Genomic DNA, 25,257 nt, shown 5'->3' with positions numbered 1-25,257 from the left:
GGCCACGACCGGGGGCGGCTCCTATTCCGGAAGGGCGACGTCGGGCAGCGCGGCCCGCGTCGAATCCTTGTATGTCCTGGTCGGGGCGGGCGCGGCGCTCGGGGTGGATTTGAAGCGCTCGTCGATCGCAGGCATCGCGGTCAGTGGCTTGATCACGATGTCCTTATACTGGATCCACATCGACGGCCCCTTGTGGAGCTGGATGCCGAACAGGCCGTCGCGCTTGCCGACGGGATCGTTGTCGAGCGCATCATAGGCGAGCAGCCCGTTGATCGCGGAGACCATGCGATTGTCATAGGCGATCAGCACGACTTCGTTCCATTCGGGATTGGGACGGATCGAGCCGATGATCGCCGCGCGGTCGTTGAGCATGCCCGTCACCGTCCGCACGACGCGGCCGGTGCCCGCGCCATTGGCGCTGCGCCGGGTGATCACCGCCTTTTGACCGAGCAGCGCCATTTCCTGGCGATCGCCGGTTTCGTTGTAGAGCATGCCGAAGCGCTCGGGCGGGACGCTGGTGGGGGTGACGTTGGTCTGCAGTCCGGTGAGGACGTGATTGCCCTCCATCTGGCCGCTGCGGAATTGCAGGCCCGAATTGCCCTCGGCCGACAGCCAGCGATATTTGAAGCGGATCTCGAAATTGGCATAGGGCTTGTCGAGGATCAGGAAGGTGTTGGCAGCGATCGGAGCATCCGACCCGCCGGTGATCGCGCCGTCGCGTACCGACCAGAGCGTCGGATCGCCGCGCCAGCCCTTGAGGCTCTTGCCGTCGAACAGCGATGTGAAGCCGGCGGGGACCGCGGTCGATTTTGCGGGGGATGATTTCTGAGCGTGGAGCGGGGCGATCGTGGTCAGCGCAAGCGCCGTCAGCCCGGCAAGTTTCCAATATCCGTGCCTGGTGCCGGTCATATGTCTCTCCTGTCTTCTCGTGATGCGAGTATTTGGTTCGGGGCAAGCTTCTCCTCCCTGCGCTTCAGCGCGGGGAGGGGGACCGCTCCGGCGTGAGCCGGAGTGGTGGAGGGGAAATGCGGTGCGTCCGTCGATGCCGCGTTTGTCGGAAATGATAGGGGCAGATCGCTCCAGAACCCTGCGAAGCCACGATATCGCATTTCCCCTCCACCACGCCGCTTCGCAGCGTGGTCCCCCTCCCCATCTGAGATGGGGAGGAGAGGGTGGGGGATACCGAAGTGCCTCATTGCGGTGGCTTGGGTGGTCTTTTGGGAATGGCGGGCGTCGTTTCGGGCGCACCGGGCGTCGAGACGAAGCGGCCGTCGATCCGGGGCGGCGCCTTGAGCCGCTTCACCGCGATATCCTTGAACTGGACCCGCATCGGCTTGCCGAAATCGAGCTGCAGCGCGAAGATTCCGCTGCGCGCGCCCTTGGGATCCTTGTCCACCGCATCGAGCGCAAGCTGGCCGTTGATCGCGTGGACGATGCGATCGCCATAGGCGATGACGACATAGTCATTCCATTGCGGATAGGGGCGATAGCCGGCGAGCAAGGCGGCGACCGGATTGACCGACGCCTTGATCATGCGGGATGGTTTACCGTCGGCAACGCCGATCTCGACCTTCTCGCTGAGCAGCCCGATCTCGTTGCGGCCGAGATTGTCGTAGAGCATCGCATAGCGGACGAGCTGGTCGGGCGGGACGACATTGGCCTGGTAACCGGCAACCATATAGGGGCCGGTGTCGCTGACCGCGCTGCGGAACTGGACGCCCGAATTGCCGTCCTTCTCGAAGCGGAATCGCAGATGCAGTTCGAAATCCGAATAGACGCGGTCGTTGATCAGGAACGACATTTTCGGGATGGGCTGGTCCGACCCGCCGGTGATCGCGCCGTCGCGCACCGACCAGAGCGTGGGATCGCCGCGCCATCCCTTGAGGCTCTTGCCGTCGAACAGCGACGTGAAGCCCCTGGGCGCTTCGGCGTGGAGCGGCACTGCCATCCCGGCGACCAGCATGGTTGCCGCCGCTATCCAGGGTACGCGGCGCCGCGTCATTTCGCTTTCAGGCCATAGGCCTGGAGCCGGTCGGTCCCGACGAGCACAAGGCCGTCGACCACCGTCGGTTCGCCGTAATTTCCGGTCGGGAACAGTTCTCCCTCGGTGCTTTTCCAGATCGGTTTCAGGCTGACCGCATCGAAGGCATAGAGGATCGGCCTGGGCGGCTTGGCGGCGTAGAGGCTGACGGTGCGCGCGGCATTCTGATCGACCATCCAGATGATCGCGTCGCGGCCGCCATTGCTGCTGATGACGGGCGATCCCGGATTGTGGAAGGTCAGCGTCATTTCGAGCGTATCGACCTTCAGATGCGCGGGCGCGTTGGGGCTGGTCACCACCTTGACCTTGGCGAGGCCCGGCGGCGTGCTGGTGTTGAAGAATTCGCCCTTCTTGCTGGCGCCCGACACATAGATCCAGGTCGCGCCCGCATCGTCGCGATAATAAGAGGCCGATGTCCGGCTCTTGGCCTGGTCATAGGCGCCATATTCGTCGGAAAAGGGCTTGAAGAGATTGATCGGGCCGCGCCGTTTCCATTCGGGCTGGATGTCGGGTGAGAGCAGCGACAGATCGGTCGCCGGATCGAGCGAGCAGGGCTGGCGCTTGGTGAGGCCGCCGGGCATGTGGTCGCGATCGAGCAGATAGATATTGCCCTGTTTGCCTCCGCCCAAAGTGAGCAGCCGGGGCGTGGCGGAGGTGCCGGCGGGCAGGTCGACGACGATCGCCGGGCTGCTGCCGATATCGATATCGGCCTTGCCGGCCTGGCAGTAATTGTACGGTGTATAGGTGCCGGTCAGTTTCAGCCCGGCGGCGCGATCATCCTCGAACTGAAGGATCGAATGCGACCAGCTATTCTCCTTGTCGGCATGCATGCTTTCGAAGCCGAGCTTGATGCCGTCATAGAGGTTGGATCCGGTGGTGACGTAGAGCCGGCCCTGATCGTCGAGCGCGGGCCCGCCCTGCGCCCACATGCCGCCGCCGTCCTGGATGTCGTCGGGGGTGGCCGAAAAGGCGGAGGCGACTTTCCGGGCATTGGTGTCGAGCACGAGCATCCAGCCGACCGCATCGGCGCCGAAGGCGAGATAGAGGCGCGACCCGTCAGCGCTGAGATTGAGCGCGCCGCGCTGGACGTAGCGATAGGGCTGGCCCATTTTCCACGTCCGGTTGCCGTTGCGGTTGAGCGACGGCTGGTCGATCATCGTCTGGCTGAGCGCCACCGGCCAGCCGGTGAGCTGCTGGCCGTTGCGGATATCGAGCGCATGGGCGCTCCACATATTCCTGCCCTGTTCGCCGCTCTGATTGCTGCAGCTCGTCACATAGAGGCGGCCGGTTTTGGGGTCGATGATGCCCGTCCCGTAATTGCCCATCGCACCCTTGTTGCAGGGCGCTTCGGTCAGGCGGGTCTTCCACAGGATCGTGCCCGGCTGGATCGTCCCCGACGCGGCGGTGCTGATCGCGTAGACATAGCCGGTGGTGGTGGTGACGATGGCGGCGGCGAGCGTCTTGCCGCGATATTGCCCGCCGGTCAGCTTGAGCGCGTGAAGGTAAAGCGGTGCCGCGAACATGCGCGGCGGCTGACCGTTGAAACTGTCGAGCTGCGGCGAGGACCAGACCGCGCCGAAAGTGCCGCCCGCGACGTTGTTGGGGGTCAGCACGCGTTCCTGCGCGTTCCAGCCCGATCGCGCGCGATCATTGTGCGCCATGACCTTGTCGACCGCGGGCTTTCCGGTTTGGGGCTTGCCCGCTTGGGCGAAGCCGGGCGGGGTAAAAAACGCCGATGTCGATAATGCGACGAGAATGGCTGCTGTCTGCGGCTTCATCGATTGCCCCCTCCGCGTGAACCTCGATCCCGTCTGTGCGGGTTCGAGGCAACACGATGCATGGACTGTGCCAAGACCCGCCGGCGCGCCATGCCACGATCGAGCAGGGATTTTCGGGCCCCTGGTTGATGTCACCTGTGGCGAGCTGGCTGTTACCTGGATCAGAAAGGTGACAGCGTGCGTGCCGGGGAAACGGCCATGATGCGGCATTCACCGGCGCATCCGGCTTGGCACGCTCCATGCTTGGAGGAGTCCGCGCCCGCGTAGACGGGCCGGGGGAGGGAGCATGATGGCAAGCCGATGTCGACAGGCAGTTTCGCCGCTTCGGATACCGCCATGTCCCGAACCATCACCGATATCGGGAGAGTGACTTGAAGCTGGCAACGATCAGGCATGGCGGCGCGTCGGTCGCCGCGATCATCGACGAGGCTGCGGGCAGGGCGTTTCCGCTGGAAACCGACATGCTTTCGCTGGTGCGTGCAGGAACCCTACCGTCGGCTTCGGGCGAGGGTATCGCGCTGTCGTCGGTCGAGATATTGGCACCGATCCCGCGTCCGGCGCGCAACATCTTCTGCGTCGGCAAGAATTATCACGCCCACGCCCATGAATTCACCAAAAGCGGCTTCGACAGTTCGGCCAAGGACGCCAGCGAAGCGATCCCGACCGCGCCGATCGTCTTTTCCAAACTGCCCGAATGCGTGATCGCGAACGGTGCGCCGATGCTTTATCCGGCCGGCGTCAGCGACAAGGTGGATTACGAGGCCGAACTGGCGGTGGTGATCGGCAAGGGCGGCCGCGGCATCTCCAAGGCCGACGCCTATGATCATGTCTGGGGCTATATGATCGTCAACGACATGACGGCGCGCGATCTGCAGTCCACGCACAAGCAATGGCTGATCGGCAAGTCGCTCGACACTTTCTGCCCGATGGGGCCGTGGCTGGTGACCGCCGACGAGGTCGACCCCGAAAATCTCAATGTCCGCTGCTGGGTCAATGACGAGTTGCGCCAGGACGCGAACACCGCCGACCTGATCTTCGACATCCCGACGCTGATCGCGGCACTGTCCGCCGGCATCACGTTGCAGCCCGGCGACGTGATCGCGACGGGCACGCCCGCGGGCGTCGGCATCGGCTTCGATCCGCCACGCTATCTGAACCCCGGCGACCGGGTGACGATCGAGATCGACGGGCTGGGGAGGCTCAGCAACGTCCTGCAATGATCACGGCGCAACGACCGCATTCATCATAAGGGGTAGGGGAAGATGCAGAGCCAGGTGGCGCCGTCCGCGCCGGAGCAACGCCGGGTGCTGCTGGCCAGCCTGGTCGGCACCGCCGTCGAGTTCTATGATTTCTTCATCTACGCGGTCGCGGCCAGCCTGTTCTTCGGCCCGCTCTTCTTTCCATCCTCGTCGCCGTCCGCCCAGTTGCTGGCGGCTTATGCCAGCTTCGGCCTCGCCTTTATCGCGCGACCGGTCGGCGCGATCCTGTTCGGCCATTTCGGCGACCGGATCGGACGCAAATCGACGCTGGTCGCGTCCCTGCTGCTGATGGGCGGATCGACCGTGCTGATCGCGTTCCTGCCTACCTATCACGACATCGGCTGGTGGGCGTCGCTGCTGCTCTGCCTGTTGCGGCTGGGCCAGGGCCTCGGCCTGGGCGGCGAATGGGGCGGGGCGGCGCTGCTCGCGGTCGAGAATGCACCGCCGGGCTGGCGCGGCCGCTTCGGCATGGTGCCGCAACTGGGCGCACCGATCGGCTTCATCGCGGCGAACGGCATGTTCCTGCTGCTCGGCCTGGGCCTCACCACCGAACAGATGCACGATTGGGGCTGGCGCATCCCGTTCCTGGGCAGCGCGCTGCTCGTCGGTATCGGCCTGTGGGTGCGGCTGAAACTCACCGAAACGCCGGCGTTCGCCGCGGCGCTGGAAGAAGCGCCGCCCGAGGCGGTGCCGATCGCGACCGTCGTCCGCCATCACCTGTTCCCGACTTTGTGCGGCACGCTGGGCGGCATCGCCTGTTTCGCGATCTTCTACATGGCGACGGCTTTCCTGCTCGGATATGGCACGACCGCGCTCGATTATGGCCGCAACGAATTCCTGCTGGCGCAGATCGGCGCAACCGTCTTTCTTGCGGTCGGCATCGTCCTGTCGGGCATGCTGTCCGATCGTTTCTCGCCGCGTACGGTGCTGATGGCCGGCTGTATCGGCACGCTGGCGCTTGCCGGGCCGCTGATGGCGCCGCTGATCGAAAGCGGTTCGATCGGGCTGACCTTCATCCATCTGTCGATTGCGCTGCTCTGCATGGGGCTGGCCTATGGCCCGCTCGGCGCGTGGCTGCCCGGCCTGTTCCCTGCACGGGTGCGCTATACCGGCGCGTCGATGGCGTTCAACCTGGGGGCGATCCTGGGCGGGGCGCTGGCACCCTATGCCGCGCAGAGCATGGCGCAGAGCGGGGGGCTGATGCCCGTCGGCCTCTATCTGTCGGCCTGCGGCGCGCTCAGCCTGATCGGGCTGCTGATCGCGCCGCGCAATGCGGCGGGCGAAGCGGCGCCGGCGGCGGGCTGAAGACAGTCTCAAATCATGCTATCGAACGAACAGGAGACGGATATGTCGACCAATCCCATCAGCGAGATCACCGATCGCGAGACGCTGAGCGACGCGCTCGGCCGGCAGGACATTGTCGGCTTCTGGAAGCTCAAGCACGACTATGAATCGTTCGAGCCCGAAAATCCCGAACGGCCGGGCATTTGGCGCTATGCCGATTTCTCGCCGCTGGGCTTTGCCGCGACCGAAGTGATCCCGATCGAGGAGGCCGACCGGCGCAATCTGATGTTCTCCAATCCCGGTCTGCCCGGCAGCGGCACGATCACGCGCCGGCTGTTCGGCGGCGTCCAGGTGATCCCGGCGGGCGAGCTTTCCCCGGTGCATCGCCATGTCGGCGCGGCGACGCGCGTGATGCTGGAGGGCAATGGCGCCTATACCACGGTGGAGGGCGACAAGAGCGCGCTGGAGCGCGGCGACGTCGTCACCAATCCCAGCGGGGCCTGGCACGAGACGGGCAATGAAGGCGACGGACCGGTGATGTGGTTCGACACGCTCGACCTGCCATTCACCCGGACGATGGGCACCAATTTCTTCTTCAACGACTATGCCGAGATCGTCGACGGGCAGCGCGTGGCGAAGAAATACCAGACGGTGAAGCCGCGCGTCGACTGGTCGGCCAATGCCTATGGCGTCGGCGGCGTGCGCCCCGACTGGGTGTCGCACCGTGTCGCGCGCGGCAGCGGATCGCCGCAATTCCTCTACAAATACGAACCGACGCGCGCCTTGCTCGAACGGCTGCGCGACGACGAGGGATCGCCGCATGACGGCGTCATCGTCGAATATTACAGCCCTGAAACCGGGGGCAGCGTATTGCGCACCCTGGGCGTGCACATGCAGATGCTGCGTGCCGGCGAACGCACGCTCGAACAGCGCACGACCGCTGCCCGGATCTTCGTCTGCCTGGAGGGGAGCGGCACCACCATCGCCGATGGCGTCGAACTCGACTGGCAGCGCAATGACGTGATCGTCGTACCCGGCTGGGCATGGCACAGCCACCGCAACGGCAGCGCGGATTCGGTACTCTATTCGGTCAGCGACGCGCCCGCGCTGAGGGCGCTCGGCCATCTGGTCGAGGATCGCCGAACGCGAGATGGGGAGATTGCGCGGAGTTTCGGCGAGCCGCGCTAGAGCCTATCGCCGGGCATCCGTAAGGCAATTGCAGCGTCATAGTCGAAATGCATTGCCAGCACCGCACGTGCCAGCAAAGATAGCGTTTCCAAATGTTTGCAGGAGCCTTGATTGCCGATGAATTCGCGAACCGACGCCTGCCAACAGGCGATGGCGACCAACGATTTCGACGAAGGCGCAGCGCTGATATTCGGCGCGACCGGTGGCATCGGCAGTGCCGTGGCCACCGAATTCGCGCGCGCGGGAAGCGATGTCGCGATCGCATATCGTTCCAACCAGAGTCGCGCCGATGATCTGCGTGAGACGATCGGGGCGATCGGGCGGACTGCCAGCCTGCATCGCTGCGACGTGACCGACGAGGTTGCAATGGCGGTGGCGGTCGCCGATGCGATTGCCGAACATGGACGGATCCATACGATGGTGTGGGCGGCCGGGCCGCTTGTCGATCAGGCCTATCTGTCCGACGTCACCGCCGAACAATGGCGCCGTGCCATCGATGTCGAGGTGCACGGCTTCTTCAACGCAGCCCGCGCCGTCATCTCGCATATGCGCGGGGCGGGGGGCGGTTCGATCGTCCATCTCGGTTCGTCCGGCGATTTGCGCTGGCCGCCCAAGGATGGGCTTTCGGTGGCGCCCAAGGCGGCGAACGAGGCGCTGGTGAAGGGATTCGCGCGCGAGGAAGGCCGATATGGCATCCGCGCGAACACCGTCCTGATCGGTGTGATCGAGGCGGGCATGTTTCTCGAGCTGACCGAACAGGGCGTCTTCGATGCGGCATGGACCGCCGATGCGCGCAAGAATCTGGCGATCAAGCGCTGGGGGCGGCCCGAAGAGATCGGCTATGCCGCGGTCTTCCTCGCGTCATCGAAAGCCGCCTATATCACCGGCCAGCAGATCGCGGTTTCCGGCGGCTACGGGATTTGAAGTCTTGTCATTCCCGCGTACGCGGGAAGCCAGTGTCATAGAGCTTGATGATCGACATCTCCTGGATTCCCGCGTGCGCGGGAATGACAAGAAGGGGCGCTAAACGGGATAGAAGCGGCTGATCGTGTCGACGACGCAGGCGGGTTTCTCGACGCCCTCGATCTCGACGGTCACGCGCAGCACCGCCTGGATACCGCCCTTGGCTTCCTCGGCCTTGACCAGTTCGCCGACCCCGCGGATGCGGCTGCCGACGCGGACCGGATTGAGGAAGCGGAGCGTGTCCGTGCCGATATTGATCCCCATCGCGACGCCGCGCACTTCGATCAGTTCGGGCAGGAAGCGATTGACCAGGCTCATCGTCAGATAGCCGTGCGCGATCGTGCCGCCGAACGGGCCGTCCTTCGCGCGCTCGGGATCGACATGGATCCATTGATGATCGTCGGTGGCGCGCGCAAACAGGTCGATGCGCTCCTGCTCGATCGTCACCCATGTGGAGGGGCCGAAACGCTCGCCGACCGCGCCGAGCAGGTCCGCCGGCGTCTCGAAGATGCGCGCGCTCATGCCTGCTGGCTCGAGACCGAGACGACTTCGCCGGTCATGTAGGAGGACAGATCGCTGGCGAGGAACAGCATGACGTTCGCCACTTCCCAGGGTTCGGCATAGCGGCCGAATGCCTCTTTCTCGGTCAGTTCCTCGAGCAGGCCGGGCGGCGTGACCTTGGAGAGCGACGCATGCATGGCGAGGCTGGGCGAGACCGCGTTGATGCGCACGCCCTGTTCGGCGGCTTCGAGCGCGGAGCAGCGGGTGAAGGCCATCACCCCGGCCTTGGCCGCGGCATAATGCGCCTGCAGCTTCTGTGCGCGCCAGCCGAGCACCGAGGCGTTGTTGACGATCGCCCCCGCCTGGCGCGTATACATGTGCGGCAGGATCGCGCGCGTCATCCGGAACACGCTGGTCAGCGTGACGTCGAGCACCCTGTGCCACTGATCGTCGGTCATCTCGATCACCGGCGCCGCGCCGCCCAGCCCGGCATTGTTGATCAGGATATCGACATGGCCCATGCCCGCGATCGCGGCGGCGACCAGCGCCTGCACCTGTGCCTCGTCGGTGACGTCGCACACCAATGTGCCGGGGCGGGCAAAGCCCAGCGCGGCGATCCGGTCGGCGGTTTCACCCAGCCGGCGTTCATGCATGTCGGACAGGAACAGCGTCGCGCCTTCCTCGGCCGCACGCTGCGCCACCGCGCCGCCGATGCCGCTTCCCGCCGCGGCGGTGATCAGCATGGTCTTGCCCTTCAGCAGGCCGGTCGGCGTGGGATAGTCGGGGGCGGGTCTTGCCACGATCGGTTCCTTCACTTGAGGTCGCCGCGCGGTTCGCGCGGCAGGCCGAGCGCGCGCTCGGCGATGATGTTGCGCTGGATCTCGTTGGTGCCGCCATAGATGGTGTCGGCACGCGAATAGAGGAACAGATTGGGCAGCATCGGAAAGGCATAGTCATGCCCTTCGACGGTCTCGCCGGACAGGCCGAGTACGTCCATCGCCAGCTCGCCCAGATCGCGCCGCCATGTCGCCCATTGGATCTTGTAAGTGAGCGCAGAGGTGCCGAGCGTGCCGCCCTCGGCATCGCTCAACATGCGCAGCGCACCATAGCGCATCAGCTTCAGCCCGATCTCCGCCTGGGCGATGCGCTGGCGGATCAGCGGGTTCCTGGCCTCGCCATTGGCGCGCGCGGCGGCGATCACCGCGTTCAGCTCGTTGCGGAAGCCCATTTGCTGCGCGAGCGTCGAAACACCGCGCTCGAAGCCGAGCAGCGCCATCGCCACCGCCCAGCCATGTCCGGGCTCACCCAGGATATTGGCGGCCGGCGTGCGCGCGGCGTCGAAAAAGGTCTCGTTGAATTCGGCCTCGCCGGTGATCTGGTGGATCGGGCGAACGGTGACGCCCGGCTGGTCGACGGGCACGAGCAGGAAGGACAGGCCCTTCGGCCCCTTCGAACCCTCTTCCGTCCGCGCGATCACGAAGATCCAGTCGGAGAATTGCGCCAGGCTGGTCCAGACCTTCTGACCCTCGATCACCCAGTCATCGCCGTCCCGCCACGCTTTTGTGCGGACATTGGCAAGATCGGAACCGGCGCCGGGCTCAGAATAGCCCTGGCACCAGATCTCCTCGCCGCGCGCGATCGCGGGCAGGAAACGCGCCTTTTGCGCTTCGGTGCCGAAGGCGAGGATAGTGGGGCCAGCCAGCTCGATGCCGATATGGTTGAGCCGGGGCGGGGCGCCCGCGCGCGCATATTCCTCGGCGAAGATCACCTGCTGCGCCAAGGTCGCGTCACGGCCGCCATAGGCGCTCGGCCAGCCGACACAGCTCCAGCCCGCTTCGCCCAGCCGCTTTTCCCAGTCGCGTCGCCGCTCGGGTGCGTCGGTCAGGCTGGTGAGGCCACGGACGTCGGCGAAGGGGCCGTTGAGCTCGGCTTTGAGCCAGGCAGCGGCTTCCGCACGGAACGCCTCTTCTTCGGGGGCAAAGCCGAGCCTCATGCCGCTTCGTCCAGTCCGGCGAGCTGCGCGATCTGTTCGCGGTGCCAGTCGGGCGTGCCGAGCAGGCTGGCATTGCTGCGCGCGCGCTTGAAATAGAGATGCGCGTCATGCTCCCAGGTGAAACCGATCCCGCCATGGAGCTGGATCATTTCGCCTGCGCAATGATGATAGGTGTCGCAGGCAAAGGCCTTGGCGGCATGCACGGCGAACGCCGCCTCGTCCGACCCTTCGTCGATCGCGCAAGCGGCCCAATAGACCGCCGAGCGCGCCTGCTCGATCGCCACCATCATATCGGCGAGCCGATGCTTGACCGCCTGGAAACTGCCGATCGCGCGGCCGAACTGGGCGCGCTCCAGCGCATAGGCAACGGTGCGGTCGAGACAGGCCTGCGCGCCGCCCAATGCGTCGGCGGCGATGGCGAGCCAGCCGCTGGTGAGTGCGGCCGAGATCGCGGCGCGCGGATCGGCGAGCGGATCGAGCATGGCATCGCCGATGTCGATCCGCGCATAGGGGCGTGTCTGGTCCATCGAGGTGAGCGGCGTGACCGTCAGCCCCGGCGTGTCGCGGCGGACGATCGCGGCGCCGGTGCCCGTGGAAACGACGAACAGATCCACGGTCGCGCCATGAGGGGCGAGCAGCTTTCCATTGTCGAGGATCGCGAAGCTCGCGCTCGCCTCGCCCGCCGCGAGCATCGGCAGCCAGTTCTTCTGCGCGTCCGTGCCGCCCGCGAGGATGGCGGGGGCGGCAAGGCCGAGGCTGGAGAGAAAGGGCAGGGCGGCGACCTGCCCGCCGGACTGTTCGGCCAGGATCGCGAATTCGACCATGCCGAGCCCGACGCCGCCCTGATCCTCGGGCAGCGCGACCCCGGCCAACCCCAGTTCGCCGGTGAAGGCCTGCCACAGAGCCCGATCGACGCCGTCCGCCGCCATCGCGGCGCGCGTGCGTTCGCTTGTCGCATTCTCGGCAAAGAACGCCTTCGCCGTTTCGGCGATCATCGCCTGTTCGTCGGTGAAGGCGAAATGCATCCTAGCTGCCCCACACCTTGCGCGGCGCGGCGCGGGCGGCGAGCAGCCCGTCGACCGCCGCGCCGATATCGGCGGGCGCCCATTTCGCCTGTTTCTCCACGGTGGGGCCGAGGTTCCAGCCATCCTCGATGGTGATGCGGCCGCCCTCCAGTTCGAAGACGCAGCCGGTGACGTGGCGCGATTGAGCGGAACCGAGCCAGACCACGGCGGGCGCGATATTGGCGGGATCCTGTACGTCGAAACCGCTTTCGACCGTCGCCATCTTGTCGGCAAAAGCCTGTTCGGTCATCCGGGTGCGCGCGGCGGGCGCCAGTGCGTTGGCGGTGATGCCGTAACGGCCGAGCTCGGCGGCCTGGACGAGCGTCAGCGCCGCGATGCCGCCCTTGGCGGTCGAATAGGCCGCTTGTGCGATCGATCCTTGCAGCCCGGCGCCGCTGGTGGTGTTGATGATGCGCGCATCGACCGGTTTGCCTGCCTTTTGCTGGCCGCGCCAATAATCGACCGCGTGGCGGCTGACGCAGAAATGGCCGCGCAGATGGACATGCATCGTCGCGTCCCATTCCTCGGGCGTGGCGGAAACGAACATGCGGTCGCGCACGATGCCGGCATTGTTGACGACGACATGCAGGTCGCCGAATGCCGTCACGGCGGCATCGACGATGCGCTTCGCCGCATCCCAGTCGGTGATGTCCTCGTAATTGGCGACGGCATTGCCGCCCGCCGCGACGATCTCCGCGACGACGCCATCGGCGGCCGATGTGTCGCGGCCTTCGCCCGACAGGCTGGTGCCGATATCGTTGACGACGACATTGGCGCCTTCGACGGCGAAGGCGAGCGCATAGGCGCGGCCGAGCCCGCGCGCCGCGCCGGTGATGATGACGGTCCGCCCGTCGCAGATACCCATGGGTCCTAGAGCCTTTCGATGATAGTGACGTTGGCCTGGCCGCCGCCTTCGCACATAGTCTGCAGGCCGTAGCGCCCGCCGGTGCGTTCGAGCGCGCCGAGCAAAGTGGTCATCAGCCGCGCGCCGGTGGCGCCGATCGGATGGCCGAGCGCGATCGCGCCGCCCTGGACATTGACCTTCTCATGCGGCACGCCCAGTTCCTGCATCCAGGCCATCGGGATCGATGCGAAGGCCTCGTTGCATTCGAACAGGTCGATATCGTCGACCGACATGCCGGCCTTCTGCAACGCATATCGGGTCGCGGGGATCGGGCCGGTCAGCATCCAGATGGGATTGTCGGCGCGCACCGAGATATGGTGGATGCGCGCGCGCGGATTCAGGCCATGCGCCTTCACCGCCGCTTCGCTGGCGATGAGCAGGGCTGCCGCACCGTCGCAATTCTGACTGGCGATGCCGGCGGTGATCGCGCCACCCTCGCGCACCGTCCTGAGTGCGGCGAGCCCCTCCAATGTCGTGCCGGGGCGGACGGTCTCGTCGGTGTCGAGCCCGTCGAGCGGTGCGATCTCCGCCTTGAACCAGCCATTGTCGATCGCGCGCTGCGCGCGGCCGTGCGATTCCACCGCGAACGCCTCCATCGCGTCGCGGGTGATGTTCCATTTGTCGGCGATCATCTCGGCCGAGCGGATCTGGTTGACTTCCTCGTCGCCATAGCGTGCGAGCCAGCCCGGCGAGCCCAGGAACGGACTGTCGAAGCCATAGGGCTGGCCGGCGAACATCGCCGCCGAGATCGGGATCGCGTTCATCGCCTGGCTGCCGCCCGCGACCACCAGATCCTGCGTGCCGCTCATCACGCCCTGCGCCGCGAAATGCACCGCCTGTTGCGAGGATCCGCATTGCCGGTCGATGGTGACGCCGGGCACATGTTCGGGCAGCCCGGCCACCAGCCAGGCGGTGCGGCCGATATCGCCGGCCTGTGGCCCGATCGTGTCGCAGCAGCCCCAGACGACATCGTCGACCAGATTGGCGTCGATGCCGGTGCGGGCGATCAGCGCCTTGATCGGATGCGCGCCGAGATCGGCGGGGTGGACCTGTGCCAGGCTGCCCTTCTTGCGCCCGATCGGCGTGCGGACCGCGTCGATGATATAGGCTTCCGCCATTATTGTGGTTCCTTATGCGAAGCTGTGGCCGGGGCCGATCGGAAGCGCGCCACCGATCACCGCGGCGTCGATCCGGCCAAGATGGAAGGCGCGATCGCCCCAGGCGGATGCGAGCGCCCAGGCGCGCTTCATCCAGAAATGCAGGTCGACCTCATAGGTATAGCCCATCGCGCCATGGACCTGGATCGCGGTCTCCGCGGTCACCCAGGCGGCGTCGGACGCGGCGAGCTTGGCGTGGCTGACATGGACCGCAGCATGGGTGGCGCCTTCGCCGAGCGCGATCGCCGCGCGCTGGACCACGGGCCGCGCGAAAGCGATCTTCACCGCGGCGCTCGCCAGATGATGCTTGACCGCCTGGAAGCTGCCGATTGGCTGGCCGAACTGGGTGCGGGTCTTCGCATAGTCGGTCGCCTGGGCGAGCATGGCCTCGGCAATGCCGATCTGCTGCGCGGCGGCGATCAGCGCGGCGTGATCGAGCAGCGCGCCTGCCGGTCCGATGGCCGCGCCGTTGCTCGCCGCGCGCACGAACAGGCGACGGAGCGGGTCGACGCTGTCGAGCGGCTGCACCGTGCCGCCGCGCTCGGCGAGCAGCAGGACGTCACCATCTGCGGACAGGACATGGCTCGCGGCATCGAGATCGGCGGTCCAGGGATTGACGGGATGCTGGAGCGCCACTTTCGCGCTGCCTGCAGCGACGCGTTCGAGCAACGCATCCTGTCCACCGGCCGCCGCGAGCAACGGTGCGGCGACCAGCGCGGTATCGGCAATGGGTTCGGCGACGCCCGCGCGGCCGAGCTCGATCGCGATCCCGACACCGTCGAGCAGCGACAGGCCGAGCCCGCCCTGCGCTTCCGGAACCAGCAGGCCCGGCAGGCCCATCTCGGTGAGGCCCTGCCAGACCGCATCGGAACGGCGGCTTTCTTCGGTATCGAGCGCGCGCAGCGTTTCCGGGCCGTGAACGCCCGCCAGATAGTCGCGAACGCCCTGCGCCAGCGTCGCCTGATCTTCCGAAATCGTGAAATCCATGGCCGTTACCTCGGCAGCCCGAGCAGGCGCTCGGCGATGATGTTGCGCTGGATTTCGTTCGATCCGGCATAGATCGGGCCGGAGAGCGAGAAGATATAGCCTTCGAGCCAGCTATTGATCCCACCATCGTCCAGATGGCGTAGCTCGGCGGCGGCGCCCAGCAATTGCATCGCGGTGCGGTGCATTGCGCGGTCCAGTTCCGACCAGAAGATCTTGTTGAGGCTCGCTTCCGCGCCGATATGGCCGCCCGCCATGATCTGCGAGGCGACGGCATAGGTGTTGTAGGCATAGGCCTGCGCATCCATCCATGCCTGCATCACCTGTTCGCGCGCGGCGGGCGATGCCTTGTCCTGATGCGCGCGGAACAGCGCCACCAGCCGCGCCGCCGCCGCCTGGAAACGGGCGGGCGAGCGCAGCATGAGCCCGCGTTCGAAGCCCGCAGTCGCCATCGCGACGTTCCACCCTTCGCCTTCTCCGGCGATGCGGTTGGCGACGGGCACGCGCACTTCGTCGAAGAACAGTTCGGCGAAACCGGGATCACCGTGGAGCTGGCGGATCGGGCGACGGGTGACGCCGGGGGCGTTGAGATCGAACAGGATGAAGCTCAGCCCCTTGTGGCGCTTCGAGTCCGGATCGGTGCGAAACAGGCCGAAACCCCAGTCGGCAAAGCTGGCACGGCTCGACCAGGTCTTTTGGCCCGTGATCACATAATGATCGCCGTCGCGGATCGCCTTGCTGGTGATCGCCGCCATGTCCGATCCCGCATTGGGTTCGGACCAGGCCTGCGCCCAGATCACTTCGCCCTTGGCCATGGGCGTCAGGAAGCGCGCCTTTTGTTCGTCGGTGCCGAACTCCATGATCGTGGGGCCGAGCAGGAAGATGCCGTTCTGATTGGCGCGCAGCGGTGCACCGGCGCGATAATATTCCTCTTCGAAGATCAGCCACTGGATCAGGTCGAGTCCGCGCCCGCCATAGGCCTCCGGCCAGGTGACCATGCCCCAATTGCCGGAGGCGAGCTTGCGCTCCCATTCGACATGCTGGCGATAGCCCTCCTCGCGCTCCAGTGTGAGGAGCGGTGCGCGGGGAACGTTCGACTCCATCCACGCGCGGACTTCGGCGCGGAAGGCCTGTTGTTCGGGAGTGTAGGCGAGATCCATCATCGCGTCCTTTTCCCCTCGCCCCCTGGAAGGGGGAGAGGGTTGCGCAGACTTGGCAGCGTGCTGCCTAGTCGGAGCTGGGTGAGGGGGATGGCGCGCGGAGCGCGCCCGCGAAGCGATGCTTCGCGCTCCCCCTCTCCAACTGCGCCTAAGCCCGGCTTGCGCCGGTCCAAGGCTTCGTATCCTCTCCCCCTAAAGGGGGCGAGGATGCGAAAATTCGGAAGTTCGGATCCCAGCATCAGAATTTCGCCACCGTGCCGGTTTCGACAAAGGCGTCGCGCGCCTTCTGGCTGTCCTCATGCATGTACATTTCGAGCGTGAAGCCCTGTTCGAAGCGATAGCCATGGTCGACGTCGCGGGGTTCGAGCCCGTTCAGCGCTTCTTTGGCGAGGACCAGCGCCTTGCGCGACTTGCCGGCGATGATCGCGGCGAAGGCGCGTGCCTCCTCGACCAGCGCCTCGCGCGGCACGACCTTCTCGATCGCGCCCAGCCGATAGGCTTCTTCGACCGGGATATTGCCGCCGGTGAAGAAGGCGGCGCGCACCTTGTGCAGCGGCAGCATGCGCGAAAGATGCGAAGCACCGCCCATCGCGCCGCGATCGACCTCGGGCAGCGAGAAATAGGCATCGTCGGCGGCGATGATCGTGTCCGATGCGCCGCAAATGCCGATGCCGCCGCCGATCACGAATTTATGGACGGCGGTGACGACGGGCACTTCGCAGTCGCGCACCGCCTTGAAGGTCAGGAAATTGCCGCGATTGAGCAGGGTGATGCGCTCAGGATGCGCCTGCATCTCCTTGATGTCGACGCCGCCGCAGAAACCGCGTCCCTCGGCGCGGATCAGCACGACATTGACGTCCGGATTGCTGCCGGCCTCGCGGATGATCGCGGGTAGGCTGTTCCAGATCGTGCTGTCGAACGCGTTGACCGGTGGCTGATCGAAGACGATCTCCGCGATACGGTCCTTGATCTGGGTATGGATCGGCATGGTTCAGGCCATTTTTTGCGAGGAAGAGGAAAGGGCGGCGAGGCGCGCGCGCGCCTCCGCTTCGATGCCGGCGACAAGGTCGGCGCAGCCGGGCAGGTCGCCGAGCCGCCCGGCGACGAGCCCGGTCGCCATCAGCCCGTGATCGGGATCGCCCTCGACCACGGCCTTCTGGATCAGCATCGGCGCGGAGGCCGCCATCATCGCCTGGGGCAAGGTGAGCCCACCATGGCTGGTCATGCCCTTTGCCGCCCTGAACAGATCGCCGAACGACGCGCCGGTCTGGCGCTTCATCTGCAGCCCGCTTTCGATCGCGCGCCGCCAGATGCCGATCCCGGTGGACCGCTCGATCCGGTTGAGCAGCGCGTTGCGGATCATGCGCTGGGGCATGCCATCGACCTTGGTCGAGACGAGGATGTCGTCGGTGCCGGCGGCGGTGTAGCGCGCCTTGGTGACGTCGGGGATCGGGCTTTCGCGCGTCATCAGGAAGCGCGTGCCCATCGCGATGCCGACCGCGCCATAGGCAAGGGCAGCGGCAAGCCCGCGCCCGTCGCCGAAACCGCCCGCCGCGATCACCGGAATTTTCACGCTGTCGAGCACCTGCGGCAGCAGCACGGTCGAGGCGACCGAACCGGTATGGCCACCGCCTTCGCCGCCCTGCACCGTCACCATGTCGACGCCCAGCTGCACCATTTTCTGCGCATGTTTGACCGCGCCGACGGTGGGCACGCAGAGGATGCCGGCATCCTTGAAGCGCCCGATCATTTTCGCATCGGGGCCGCGCCCGAAGCTGACCGCGCGCACCTGGTCGCCATGCTTCAGGATGATCTCGACGATCTCGGCAGCGCCCGGCTGGAACATATGGAAATTGACGCCGAAGGGGCGGCGCGTGCCCTGCTTGACCGCGAGGATCGCGGTTTCGAGTTCCGCCGGCTGCATCACCGCGCCCGCCAGGAAGCCGAAGGCGCCGGCCTCGCTCGACGCGATGACGAGCGACGGCGTCGCGATCCAGCCCATTGCGGTCTGGATCACCGGTACCCGGCAGCCGAGCCGCTCGGTCAGGATGGTGTTGAGCGGATCGGCCATCAGCCGGCGTCTCCGTCCTTCTTCGCAGCGGCATCCCTCTTGTTGGCTTCGGCCATCGACTTGCCGGTGAGCCCGGCCAGGCTGTTACCCGTCACCAGATCATTCTGGGCATGCGCGAAATGGTGCATGTGGAAAACGGCATCCATCGCGGTGCGCTTGCCGCGCAGATCCTCGACATGGTTGATCGCCTGCTTGGTCAGCGACAGGCCGAGGCGCGGCATCTCGGCGAGTTTTTCGGCGACGCGGCGTGCCTCCGCTTCCAGGTCGGCGCGCGCGACGATGCGGTTGACCATGCCCAGCTCATAGGCGCGGGCAGCGGGCATGCGTTCGCCGAGCAGCAGGAATTCCTTGGCGACGCGCGGCGGCAATTCGAAGGCATGGGCGAAATATTCGACGCCGGGAATGCCCATGCGGACGACGGGGTCCTGGAAGAAGGCGTCGTCCGATGCGATCGTCAGGTCGCAGATCCAGGCGAGCATCAGTCCGCCGGCGATGCATGCGCCCTGTACCATTGCGACGGTCGGCTTGGGCATGTCGCGCCAGCGGCGGCACATGCCCAGATAAACTTCCTGTTCGCGCGTGTAGAGGAATTCGGCGCCGGGCTTGTTGGTGTGATCGGGCCAGAGCAGCTTGCGGTCGAAGCTCTTCGTGACGTCGCGGCCCGGCGTGCCGATGTCATGGCCGGCGGAGAAATGCTTGCCGGCGCCGGCAAGCACGATCGACTTCACCTCGTCATCGTCGACGGCGCGGCGGAACGCGTCGTCGAGCGCATAGGTCATCTGGCTATTCTGCGCGTTGTTGAAGCTCGGCCGGTTCATCGTGACCCAGGCCACGCCATTTTCGACGCGGTAGAGCACGGGTTCGTCGGTTTCGTAGACGATATCGGCCATGGTCAGTGCCTCCGGCCCGCGGGATTGTCCTTGAGCACGTTCGCGCGGAGATTGTGCGGATCGAAGCGGGCGATGATCGCGAGCTGTTCGGCGCTGGGCGCGGGCGTCTGCGCGATGCTGTCCGCCGCTTCGAGTGCGAAGCCGGTGGCGTCCTGTACCTGATCGAAGCCGACGCCCGGGTGGAGCGAGATCACGCGGATCGCATGGTCGGTGCCGCCGAAATCCATGATGCAGAGATCGGTGACGATCAGCCGCAGATCGACGAAATCGAACCGGGCGCCGGGCACGCGCCGCGCGGGATTATAGCCGACGCTCGACACCATATCGACTTCGCCTTCGACGAAGACGCGCTTCGAATGCTGCGGCACGAACATCGAATTGATGTGGTAGATCGAATTGCCCGGAAAGCCGCGCGCGCCGAGCATCTGCACCTTGGGCCGATCGTACGTGCCGCCGAGATAGGAGATGTTCATCTGCCCGAACCGGTCGATCTGGCTGGGGGTGACCATGGCGTGGCGCTTGCCGGGCCAGACTGCGGCGTCGAAATAGCGCGAGAAGGGCAGATAGCCCGCGGGTTTGCGGTCGTCATAGCCGCGTGGCCCGATGGGCACCGGCTCCTCGACGAGCCAGGCCTCGCCATCGGTCATCATCAGTTCGGGCGTGTGCGTCACCTTGGCGAGCGAAGCGGCAAGCCGCGGCGCGGGGCCGATGCCGGTCGCGACCAGTTCGCCATTGCCGCGCCAGGCTTCGGATGCGGCGACGATCAGCTGTTCGCAGAGCGTGAATTCGGGTGAGGTGGTCATGATCGTCATCCCCTCAGAAAATGGGCAGGGGAAGGGCGGAGACGGCGGCAGCGCCGCCGACGCGGTCGAGATAGCCCGCCTCGTCGGCGGCGATCGTGCGGGCGGCGAACGCATCCCAGCCGCCGTCCTCGCGCGCGCTGTCGGCATAGGCCTTCAGATGCTTCATGTCCCAGCCATAGAGCGGCGGCATCGAGGTGGGATGCGCGCCCAGCGGCGCTTCGATCACGCCATGGACGAAGCAGCGCTCGACGATGTTGGCACGGGCATCCTCGGGATAGCTGTGGTCCATGCGGTCGACCACTTCCTCCGCCGAAACGAAGGTCCTGTCCGCGGCGCGCGCGAACCAGTCGTCATAATAGGTATCGGGGCCGAGCGCCTGGATATTGCCGAGCCGGTCGGCGCGATGGACGTGAAGCAAAGCGGCATCGAGCTTGAGCGCCGGCATCGCCAGCAGCACTTCGCCATCGTCATAGGGCGACTGCACCGTCCTGAAGCCGCCATGCGTCATCACATCGGTGCCGAGTCCGACATGGGTGGGCAGGAAGGGCAGGCGGAACGCCGCAGCCTTCAACCCCCATTGCAGCATGCCCTCGTCGAGTTCGAGCACATCGAGCGTGCCGGCCTCGCGGCTTTTGCGGAAATAGGGTTCGAGCGGAATCGCATCCATCGAGACGAAACCGAAGATCAGCTTCTTCACCTTGCCCGCGGCACACAGCATGCCGACGTCCGGGCCACCATAGGCGACGATCGTCAGGTCGGTGAGATCAGAGCGCAGGATGGCGCGGACCAGCGCCATCGGCTTGCGGCGTGGGCCCCAGCCGGCGATCCCGATCGTCATCCCGCTCTTCAGCGATGCGACGAACTGCTCGATGGTCAATTGCTTGTTCAACCCGCTCTCCCGTCCTGCAGACAGGTGTTGCATGGCGGGCAGGCGGTTGGTCCGCTACCACCATATGGAGAGAGACATTCGCGGCCGCCGGTAGAATGGGTGTGGCGAAGGACGTGGAGATGGCGATGGCTGAAAATGAGCGGCGCGTGGCGCTGGTGACGGGCGGTGCGCGCGGCATCGGGCGCGCGATCGCCGAACGGTTGCTGGCGGACGGCATGGCCGTCGTGATCTGCGGCCGCAATGCGCCCGAGGATCTGCCGCGCCATGGCGAGGCGGTGGTCGCGTTCGAAGCGTGCGACGTCCGCTCGGCCGAGGATGTGGACGCGATGGTGGAGCGCATCGTCGCGCGGCACGGCCGGCTCGATCTTGCGGTCAACAATGCCGGCGGCTCACCCGAGGCGCCGGCCGCCACTGCGTCTCCGCGTTTCTCGGAACGCGTCCTTGCGCTCAATCTGCTCGGCCCGCTCCATGTCGCGCAGGCTGCCAACCGGATCATGCAGGATCAGGCGTCGGGCGGCTCGATCGTCAATATCGCGAGCGTTTCGGGCACGCGCCCGTCGCCGGGCACTGCGGTCTATGGCGCGGCCAAGGCGGGCCTGCTGAACCTTACCGAATCGCTCGCGATGGAATGGGGGCCCAAAGTGCGCGTCAATGCGATCGTCGTCGGGCTGGTCGCGACCGAGGCAGCGGTCGAACATTATGGCGGAGAGGCGGGCATGAAGCGCATCGACGCGATGCTGCCGCTCGGCCGCATGGCGCGCGGCGAGGATGTCGCCAATGCCGTGCATTTCCTGGCGTCATCCGATTCCGCCTATGTCAGCGGCGCACGGATCGCGGTCCATGGCGGCGGCGAGCGCCCCCTCTTTCTGAGCCTCGCCGAAGGGCGCTGAATATCTAGAGCCTGATCGCTTGAGGTGGAAGCGCTTCGCGCTTCCGCCGATGGCGTGAATCAGGCTCTATTCATATGGTTGAGACCATGATTCACACTCCAGATTGATTCAATCTTACGTGATCATGGTCTAGGCTCAGCCGAGAACGGCGACGCTTCTCAGGATCAGGCGGACGAGATCGGCCTGGCGGCTGACGCCGGTCTTGCTGAGAATGGTCTTGCAATAGCTGCGGACCGTATTCTCGGTGAGATCGAGTTTTCGCGCGGCCTCGGCAAGGCTCAGCCCCGCCGCGAGCAGCGCCGCCAGATGCGCCTCCGACGGCGTGAGATCGAAGATCTGGCTGACCAGCCGTTCCAGCGGCTGGCCCGTTTCGAGCCCCGAGACATAGATGACGGCCGCGGGTTCGGCATCGCTGACATGGCGCGTCGGCGTCTCGATCGTGCGGACGAGCATGCCGAGCGGCCGTTCGATATCCGAGTCGACGCGCAGCGCCTCGGTAAAGCGCTCGCCGCGCCTGCGCGCGGCAATGGCGCGGGTCACCAATTGCTGAAGCGCGGTGTTGCCGGCCTTGTGCGACAGGGCCAGCCGGTCATCCGCCGTGCGGATGTCGTCGCTTGCCCCCAGCAACTTGCGCGCCGCCACATTGGTGCGGATCACCTGTCCGGTGCCGTCGAGAATGAAGGTGCAGATGGTCAGCCGGTCGAGCGTATCGATCATCGCCTGGAGTTCGGTTTCGTCGCGGCGGATGCGCGAGAAAAGCGCAAGCGCCTGTTCGAGATGCGGACGCAGCACGATCAGCATATTCTTGTGCGCCTGGGTAAAGTCCCCATCGTCGGGGCCGCTCGTCAGCCCGACATTGGCTTCCCAGCCGCCCGGTTCGCAAACATACATGCCGAGCTCATGCGCGATGCCGTAAGGCCGCATGATCTCCTGATAGAAAAGGTTCTGCGAAAGCGCCTCGGGCGAGGTCACCTCGCTCAACGTCAATATGTCGCCGGGCCGGGTCAGCGCGTTGCGCAGCGGATCGAGATGGCCGAGATCGGCATGCGTCTCGTTGATGCGGCGGGCCTGGTCGTCATCGATCGCCGGCGGGCGCCCCCATATGATCAGCGGCGGCGTGCCTTGCCGGCTCAGCCGCAGGACCAGGCCGGCATTGCTGCATCCCATGCGCTGGCAAAGGGCGGTCAGAAAACCCTGCCATGGTATCGGCTCGATGGGGCCCTTGTAGATGAGCGTCACCAGCTCATCGACCGCTTCCAATGGTGTGTCGATCCGCATGCCCCGCCTGTCCGCAGCCCCGATCCTCTACAGTCCCGCCGTACGCCGCCTTGCCATCCCCGAATAGGGGTTGTGAAGCGCCCGGGTGTCGATCAGGCGAGAATAGTGACGGAAGGCCGGACCTGTCGGGTGAGGGCCCGGTCGAGGAGAGACTGAGTGCCAGAGAGCAAACGGACAATTCCGCATATGGTTTTCGCGTCCGCGGCGCGCTTCGCCGATATCGAGGCGATCCGTGGCGAAGATGGCAGCACGCTGCTCTATCGCGACCTGGAGGCATCCGTCCGCCGCGCCGCCGCCGCCTTTTGCGCGAGCGGTATCGTCGCGGGCGACCGAGTGGCGATCTGGGCGCCCAATTCGGTCGAATGGATCATCGCCGCGCTTGGCGTGCAATCCGCCGGCGCCGCGATCGTGCCGCTCAACACCCGGCTGAAGGGGCGCGAGGCGGGCTATATCCTGCGCACCAGCGGCGCGAAACTGTTGCTGACCGTTTCGGCGTTTCTGGGCGCCGATTATCCCGAGATGCTTGTGGGCGAGGATCTGCCCGATCTGGAACGGACGATCTTGCTCGCGGGTGACAGGGGCGGAACGAATTGGGCCGACTTTCTGGCCGAGGGCGCGTCGGTCGCGGCGTCGGAGGTCGATGCGCGGCTTGCGGCGCTCGACGAGGATCAGGTCTGCGACATCCTGTTCACCTCGGGCACGACCGGGCAGCCCAAGGGGGCGGTCACGACGCATGGCCAGAATATCTGGGTCTATCTCCGCTATTCGGAAACCTATGGCCTGCGCGCTGCCGACCGGTTCCTGATCATCAATCCCTTCTTCCACAGCTTCGGCTACAAGGCGGGCTGGCTCGCCGCGTTCCTGACGGGCTGCACGGTACTGCCGCATGCGGTGTTCGATGCGAAGGCGGCGCTGCAGCGGATCGAACAAGAGAAGGTGACCGTGCTCCCCGGGCCGCCGACGCTTTACCAGAGCATGCTGGCCACGGATTATCGTAGCCATGATCTCTCCTCGCTCAGGCTGTCGATCACTGGCGCGGCGTCCGTACCGGTCTCGCTGATCGAGGAGATGCGGACCGATCTCGGCATCGATATCGTGCTGACCGCCTATGGCCTTACCGAAACCTGCGGCGTCGTCACCATGTGCCGCAAGGAAGACGGGGTCGAAACGATTGCCAACACGGCGGGGCGTCCGCTCGACGGCGTCGAACTGCGCATCGTCGACGGCGCCGGCGAAACGCTGCCGGTGGGACAGGCGGGCGAACTGCTCGTACGCGGGCCCAATGTGATGCAGGGCTATTTCAACAATCCCGAAGCGACCGCGGCTGCGATCGACGGCGAAGGCTGGCTGCGGACCGGCGATGTTGCGGTTCTGGATGCCGCGGGCAATGTGAAGATCACCGATCGCGCCAAGGATATCTTCATCGTCGGCGGTTTCAACGCCTATCCCGCCGAGATCGAAGGCCTGCTCGCCGCCAATCCGGCGGTGATGCATTCGGCGGTGATCGGCATCCCCGACGAACGGCTCGGCGAAGTGCCCAAGGCCTATGTCGTGCTGCGCCCCGGCGTCGGTGCGACACCCGAAGAGATCATCGCCTGGTGCCGCGAGAATATGGCGAACTACAAGGTGCCGCGACAGGTGGAGATCATGGATGCGCTGCCGATGAACGCATCGGGCAAGGTGCAGAAGTTCCTGCTCCGGAACTAGGCCGTGAACTCATAAACGGCCGCTTTCGGCAGAAGGGTGGAACAACTGGGATTGGGTGGTTAGCTGCCGTTTTAGGGCTTAAAGTGGCGGTTCATTGTGGGGGGGCATCCAATGGACGATGAACTGAACTGCGAAATCTGCGGAGGCGCAGAATTCAGGACTATTGTGCAGCACGGTAGCTACATCGTCATGTGCGCAAGATGCCGAACGGGGCCGGCCACAAGCTTTTTATCTGTCGCTCCACACCTTATCGGATCGTATCGAGCAATGATCGTTGATGACGAATTCAACGAAACGGAGGTTGTAGCCGAAGGTTCTGGACCATCATTCATCAGCGCCGTTCGTTCGGCCGCAAATGCCGGTAAACGGGTGGAGATTATCTCTGCGGTTGCATGATGGCAGCAGTAGAGCAGTGACCGCTAATGGGGCGTGCCGACTGGCAGGATTCGGCGG

At 65.7% G+C, this 25,257-nt stretch carries 24 protein-coding genes; 7 read left to right on the top strand and 17 right to left on the bottom strand.

Annotated features, from left to right (window positions below):
- Positions 1–21: 21 nt before the first annotated feature.
- The 3 genes from AC3WN8_RS02430 to AC3WN8_RS02420 form a co-directional block, all read right to left on the bottom strand.
- The gene (locus AC3WN8_RS02430; RefSeq protein WP_492667783.1) at positions 22–909 is read right to left on the bottom strand and encodes a 3-keto-disaccharide hydrolase; all 888 of its coding nucleotides are present in this window, start codon (positions 907–909) and stop codon (positions 22–24) included.
- A 283-nt stretch (positions 910–1,192) separates the two neighbouring features.
- Positions 1,193–2,002 (bottom strand): 3-keto-disaccharide hydrolase, encoded by an 810-nt coding sequence (locus tag AC3WN8_RS02425; protein ID WP_492667782.1) that lies wholly within the window; start codon positions 2,000–2,002, stop codon positions 1,193–1,195.
- On the bottom strand, positions 1,999–3,819 hold the full coding sequence (locus tag AC3WN8_RS02420; RefSeq protein WP_492667781.1) for an FHA domain-containing protein: 1,821 nt from the start codon (positions 3,817–3,819) through the stop codon (positions 1,999–2,001). Before AC3WN8_RS02420 ends, AC3WN8_RS02425 begins: the two co-directional genes overlap by 4 nt.
- 371 nt (positions 3,820–4,190) lie before the next feature.
- On the opposite strand from AC3WN8_RS02420, the gene AC3WN8_RS02415 reads away from it, so the two are divergent.
- The 4 genes from AC3WN8_RS02415 to AC3WN8_RS02400 all read left to right on the top strand — a co-directional run bounded on the left by AC3WN8_RS02415 (position 4,191) and on the right by AC3WN8_RS02400 (position 8,474).
- Positions 4,191–5,039 carry a fumarylacetoacetate hydrolase family protein gene (locus tag AC3WN8_RS02415; protein ID WP_492667780.1) on the top strand — a complete coding sequence of 283 codons (849 nt, stop codon included), beginning with the start codon at positions 4,191–4,193 and terminating at the stop codon, positions 5,037–5,039.
- A gap of 42 nt (positions 5,040–5,081) precedes the next feature.
- Positions 5,082–6,383 carry an MFS transporter gene (locus AC3WN8_RS02410; RefSeq protein ID WP_492667779.1) on the top strand — a complete coding sequence of 434 codons (1,302 nt, stop codon included), beginning with the start codon at positions 5,082–5,084 and terminating at the stop codon, positions 6,381–6,383.
- A gap of 42 nt (positions 6,384–6,425) precedes the next feature.
- The gene (locus AC3WN8_RS02405; RefSeq protein ID WP_492667778.1) at positions 6,426–7,550 is read left to right on the top strand and encodes a cupin domain-containing protein; all 1,125 of its coding nucleotides are present in this window, start codon (positions 6,426–6,428) and stop codon (positions 7,548–7,550) included.
- 117 nt (positions 7,551–7,667) lie between these two features.
- Positions 7,668–8,474: an SDR family NAD(P)-dependent oxidoreductase gene (locus AC3WN8_RS02400; protein ID WP_492667777.1), complete on the top strand. Its 807-nt coding sequence runs from the start codon at positions 7,668–7,670 to the stop codon at positions 8,472–8,474.
- A 99-nt stretch (positions 8,475–8,573) separates the two neighbouring features.
- Here the strand turns inward: AC3WN8_RS02400 and AC3WN8_RS02395 are convergent, their stop codons facing one another.
- The 13 genes from AC3WN8_RS02395 to AC3WN8_RS02335 all read right to left on the bottom strand — a co-directional run bounded on the left by AC3WN8_RS02395 (position 8,574) and on the right by AC3WN8_RS02335 (position 20,929).
- A complete protein-coding gene (locus AC3WN8_RS02395; RefSeq protein ID WP_492667776.1) occupies positions 8,574–9,035 on the bottom strand; it encodes a MaoC family dehydratase in 462 nt (153 codons plus the stop codon).
- On the bottom strand, positions 9,032–9,814 hold the full coding sequence (locus AC3WN8_RS02390) for an SDR family oxidoreductase (RefSeq protein ID WP_492667775.1): 783 nt from the start codon (positions 9,812–9,814) through the stop codon (positions 9,032–9,034). The genes AC3WN8_RS02395 and AC3WN8_RS02390 overlap by 4 nt, the downstream gene beginning before the upstream one ends.
- An 11-nt stretch (positions 9,815–9,825) precedes the next feature.
- Positions 9,826–11,007, bottom strand: coding sequence for an acyl-CoA dehydrogenase family protein (locus AC3WN8_RS02385; RefSeq protein WP_492667774.1), 1,182 nt, complete (start codon positions 11,005–11,007; stop codon positions 9,826–9,828).
- A complete protein-coding gene (locus AC3WN8_RS02380; protein WP_492667773.1) occupies positions 11,004–12,032 on the bottom strand; it encodes an acyl-CoA dehydrogenase family protein in 1,029 nt (342 codons plus the stop codon). Before AC3WN8_RS02380 ends, AC3WN8_RS02385 begins: the two co-directional genes overlap by 4 nt.
- Before the next feature lies 1 nt (position 12,033).
- A complete protein-coding gene (locus AC3WN8_RS02375) occupies positions 12,034–12,936 on the bottom strand; it encodes an SDR family oxidoreductase (protein WP_492667772.1) in 903 nt (300 codons plus the stop codon).
- 5 nt (positions 12,937–12,941) lie between these two features.
- Positions 12,942–14,093 carry an acetyl-CoA C-acetyltransferase gene (locus AC3WN8_RS02370; RefSeq protein WP_492667771.1) on the bottom strand — a complete coding sequence of 384 codons (1,152 nt, stop codon included), beginning with the start codon at positions 14,091–14,093 and terminating at the stop codon, positions 12,942–12,944.
- A gap of 12 nt (positions 14,094–14,105) precedes the next feature.
- Positions 14,106–15,119: an acyl-CoA dehydrogenase family protein gene (locus AC3WN8_RS02365; protein WP_492667770.1), complete on the bottom strand. Its 1,014-nt coding sequence runs from the start codon at positions 15,117–15,119 to the stop codon at positions 14,106–14,108.
- Between the two features lie 5 nt (positions 15,120–15,124).
- Positions 15,125–16,279 carry an acyl-CoA dehydrogenase family protein gene (locus tag AC3WN8_RS02360; RefSeq protein WP_492667769.1) on the bottom strand — a complete coding sequence of 385 codons (1,155 nt, stop codon included), beginning with the start codon at positions 16,277–16,279 and terminating at the stop codon, positions 15,125–15,127.
- 235 nt (positions 16,280–16,514) lie between these two features.
- Positions 16,515–17,264: an enoyl-CoA hydratase family protein gene (locus AC3WN8_RS02355; RefSeq protein WP_492667768.1), complete on the bottom strand. Its 750-nt coding sequence runs from the start codon at positions 17,262–17,264 to the stop codon at positions 16,515–16,517.
- Between the two features lie 3 nt (positions 17,265–17,267).
- On the bottom strand, positions 17,268–18,347 hold the full coding sequence (locus AC3WN8_RS02350; RefSeq protein WP_492667767.1) for an NAD(P)H-dependent flavin oxidoreductase: 1,080 nt from the start codon (positions 18,345–18,347) through the stop codon (positions 17,268–17,270).
- Entirely contained in the window at positions 18,347–19,237 is an 891-nt protein-coding gene (locus AC3WN8_RS02345; protein WP_492667766.1) for an enoyl-CoA hydratase, read from the bottom strand. The genes AC3WN8_RS02350 and AC3WN8_RS02345 overlap by 1 nt, the downstream gene beginning before the upstream one ends.
- 2 nt (positions 19,238–19,239) lie before the next feature.
- Entirely contained in the window at positions 19,240–20,040 is an 801-nt protein-coding gene (locus tag AC3WN8_RS02340) for a CoA-transferase subunit beta (RefSeq protein ID WP_492667765.1), read from the bottom strand.
- A gap of 13 nt (positions 20,041–20,053) precedes the next feature.
- On the bottom strand, positions 20,054–20,929 hold the full coding sequence (locus AC3WN8_RS02335; RefSeq protein ID WP_492667764.1) for a CoA transferase subunit A: 876 nt from the start codon (positions 20,927–20,929) through the stop codon (positions 20,054–20,056).
- A 125-nt stretch (positions 20,930–21,054) separates the two neighbouring features.
- Here AC3WN8_RS02335 and AC3WN8_RS02330 point away from each other — a divergent pair, with 125 nt between their 5' ends.
- Positions 21,055–21,819 carry an SDR family oxidoreductase gene (locus tag AC3WN8_RS02330; RefSeq protein WP_492667763.1) on the top strand — a complete coding sequence of 255 codons (765 nt, stop codon included), beginning with the start codon at positions 21,055–21,057 and terminating at the stop codon, positions 21,817–21,819.
- A gap of 135 nt (positions 21,820–21,954) precedes the next feature.
- On the opposite strand, the gene AC3WN8_RS02325 is transcribed toward AC3WN8_RS02330, so the two are convergent.
- Complete coding sequence (locus AC3WN8_RS02325) at positions 21,955–23,097, bottom strand: helix-turn-helix transcriptional regulator (RefSeq protein WP_492667762.1); 1,143 nt, start codon at positions 23,095–23,097, stop codon at positions 21,955–21,957.
- A gap of 156 nt (positions 23,098–23,253) precedes the next feature.
- On the opposite strand from AC3WN8_RS02325, the gene AC3WN8_RS02320 reads away from it, so the two are divergent.
- Positions 23,254–24,804 (top strand): FadD3 family acyl-CoA ligase, encoded by a 1,551-nt coding sequence (locus AC3WN8_RS02320; protein WP_492667761.1) that lies wholly within the window; start codon positions 23,254–23,256, stop codon positions 24,802–24,804.
- A 111-nt stretch (positions 24,805–24,915) separates the two neighbouring features.
- The gene (locus AC3WN8_RS02315) at positions 24,916–25,200 is read left to right on the top strand and encodes a hypothetical protein (RefSeq protein WP_492667760.1); all 285 of its coding nucleotides are present in this window, start codon (positions 24,916–24,918) and stop codon (positions 25,198–25,200) included.
- The last annotated feature ends 57 nt before the right edge of the window (positions 25,201–25,257 follow it).

This window comes from Sphingobium sp. FW305-3-2-15-F-TSA7 (assembly GCF_058787155.1).
Note: the sequence above shows the minus strand (reverse complement) of the source record. Positions and strands in the feature narration are given on the sequence as shown.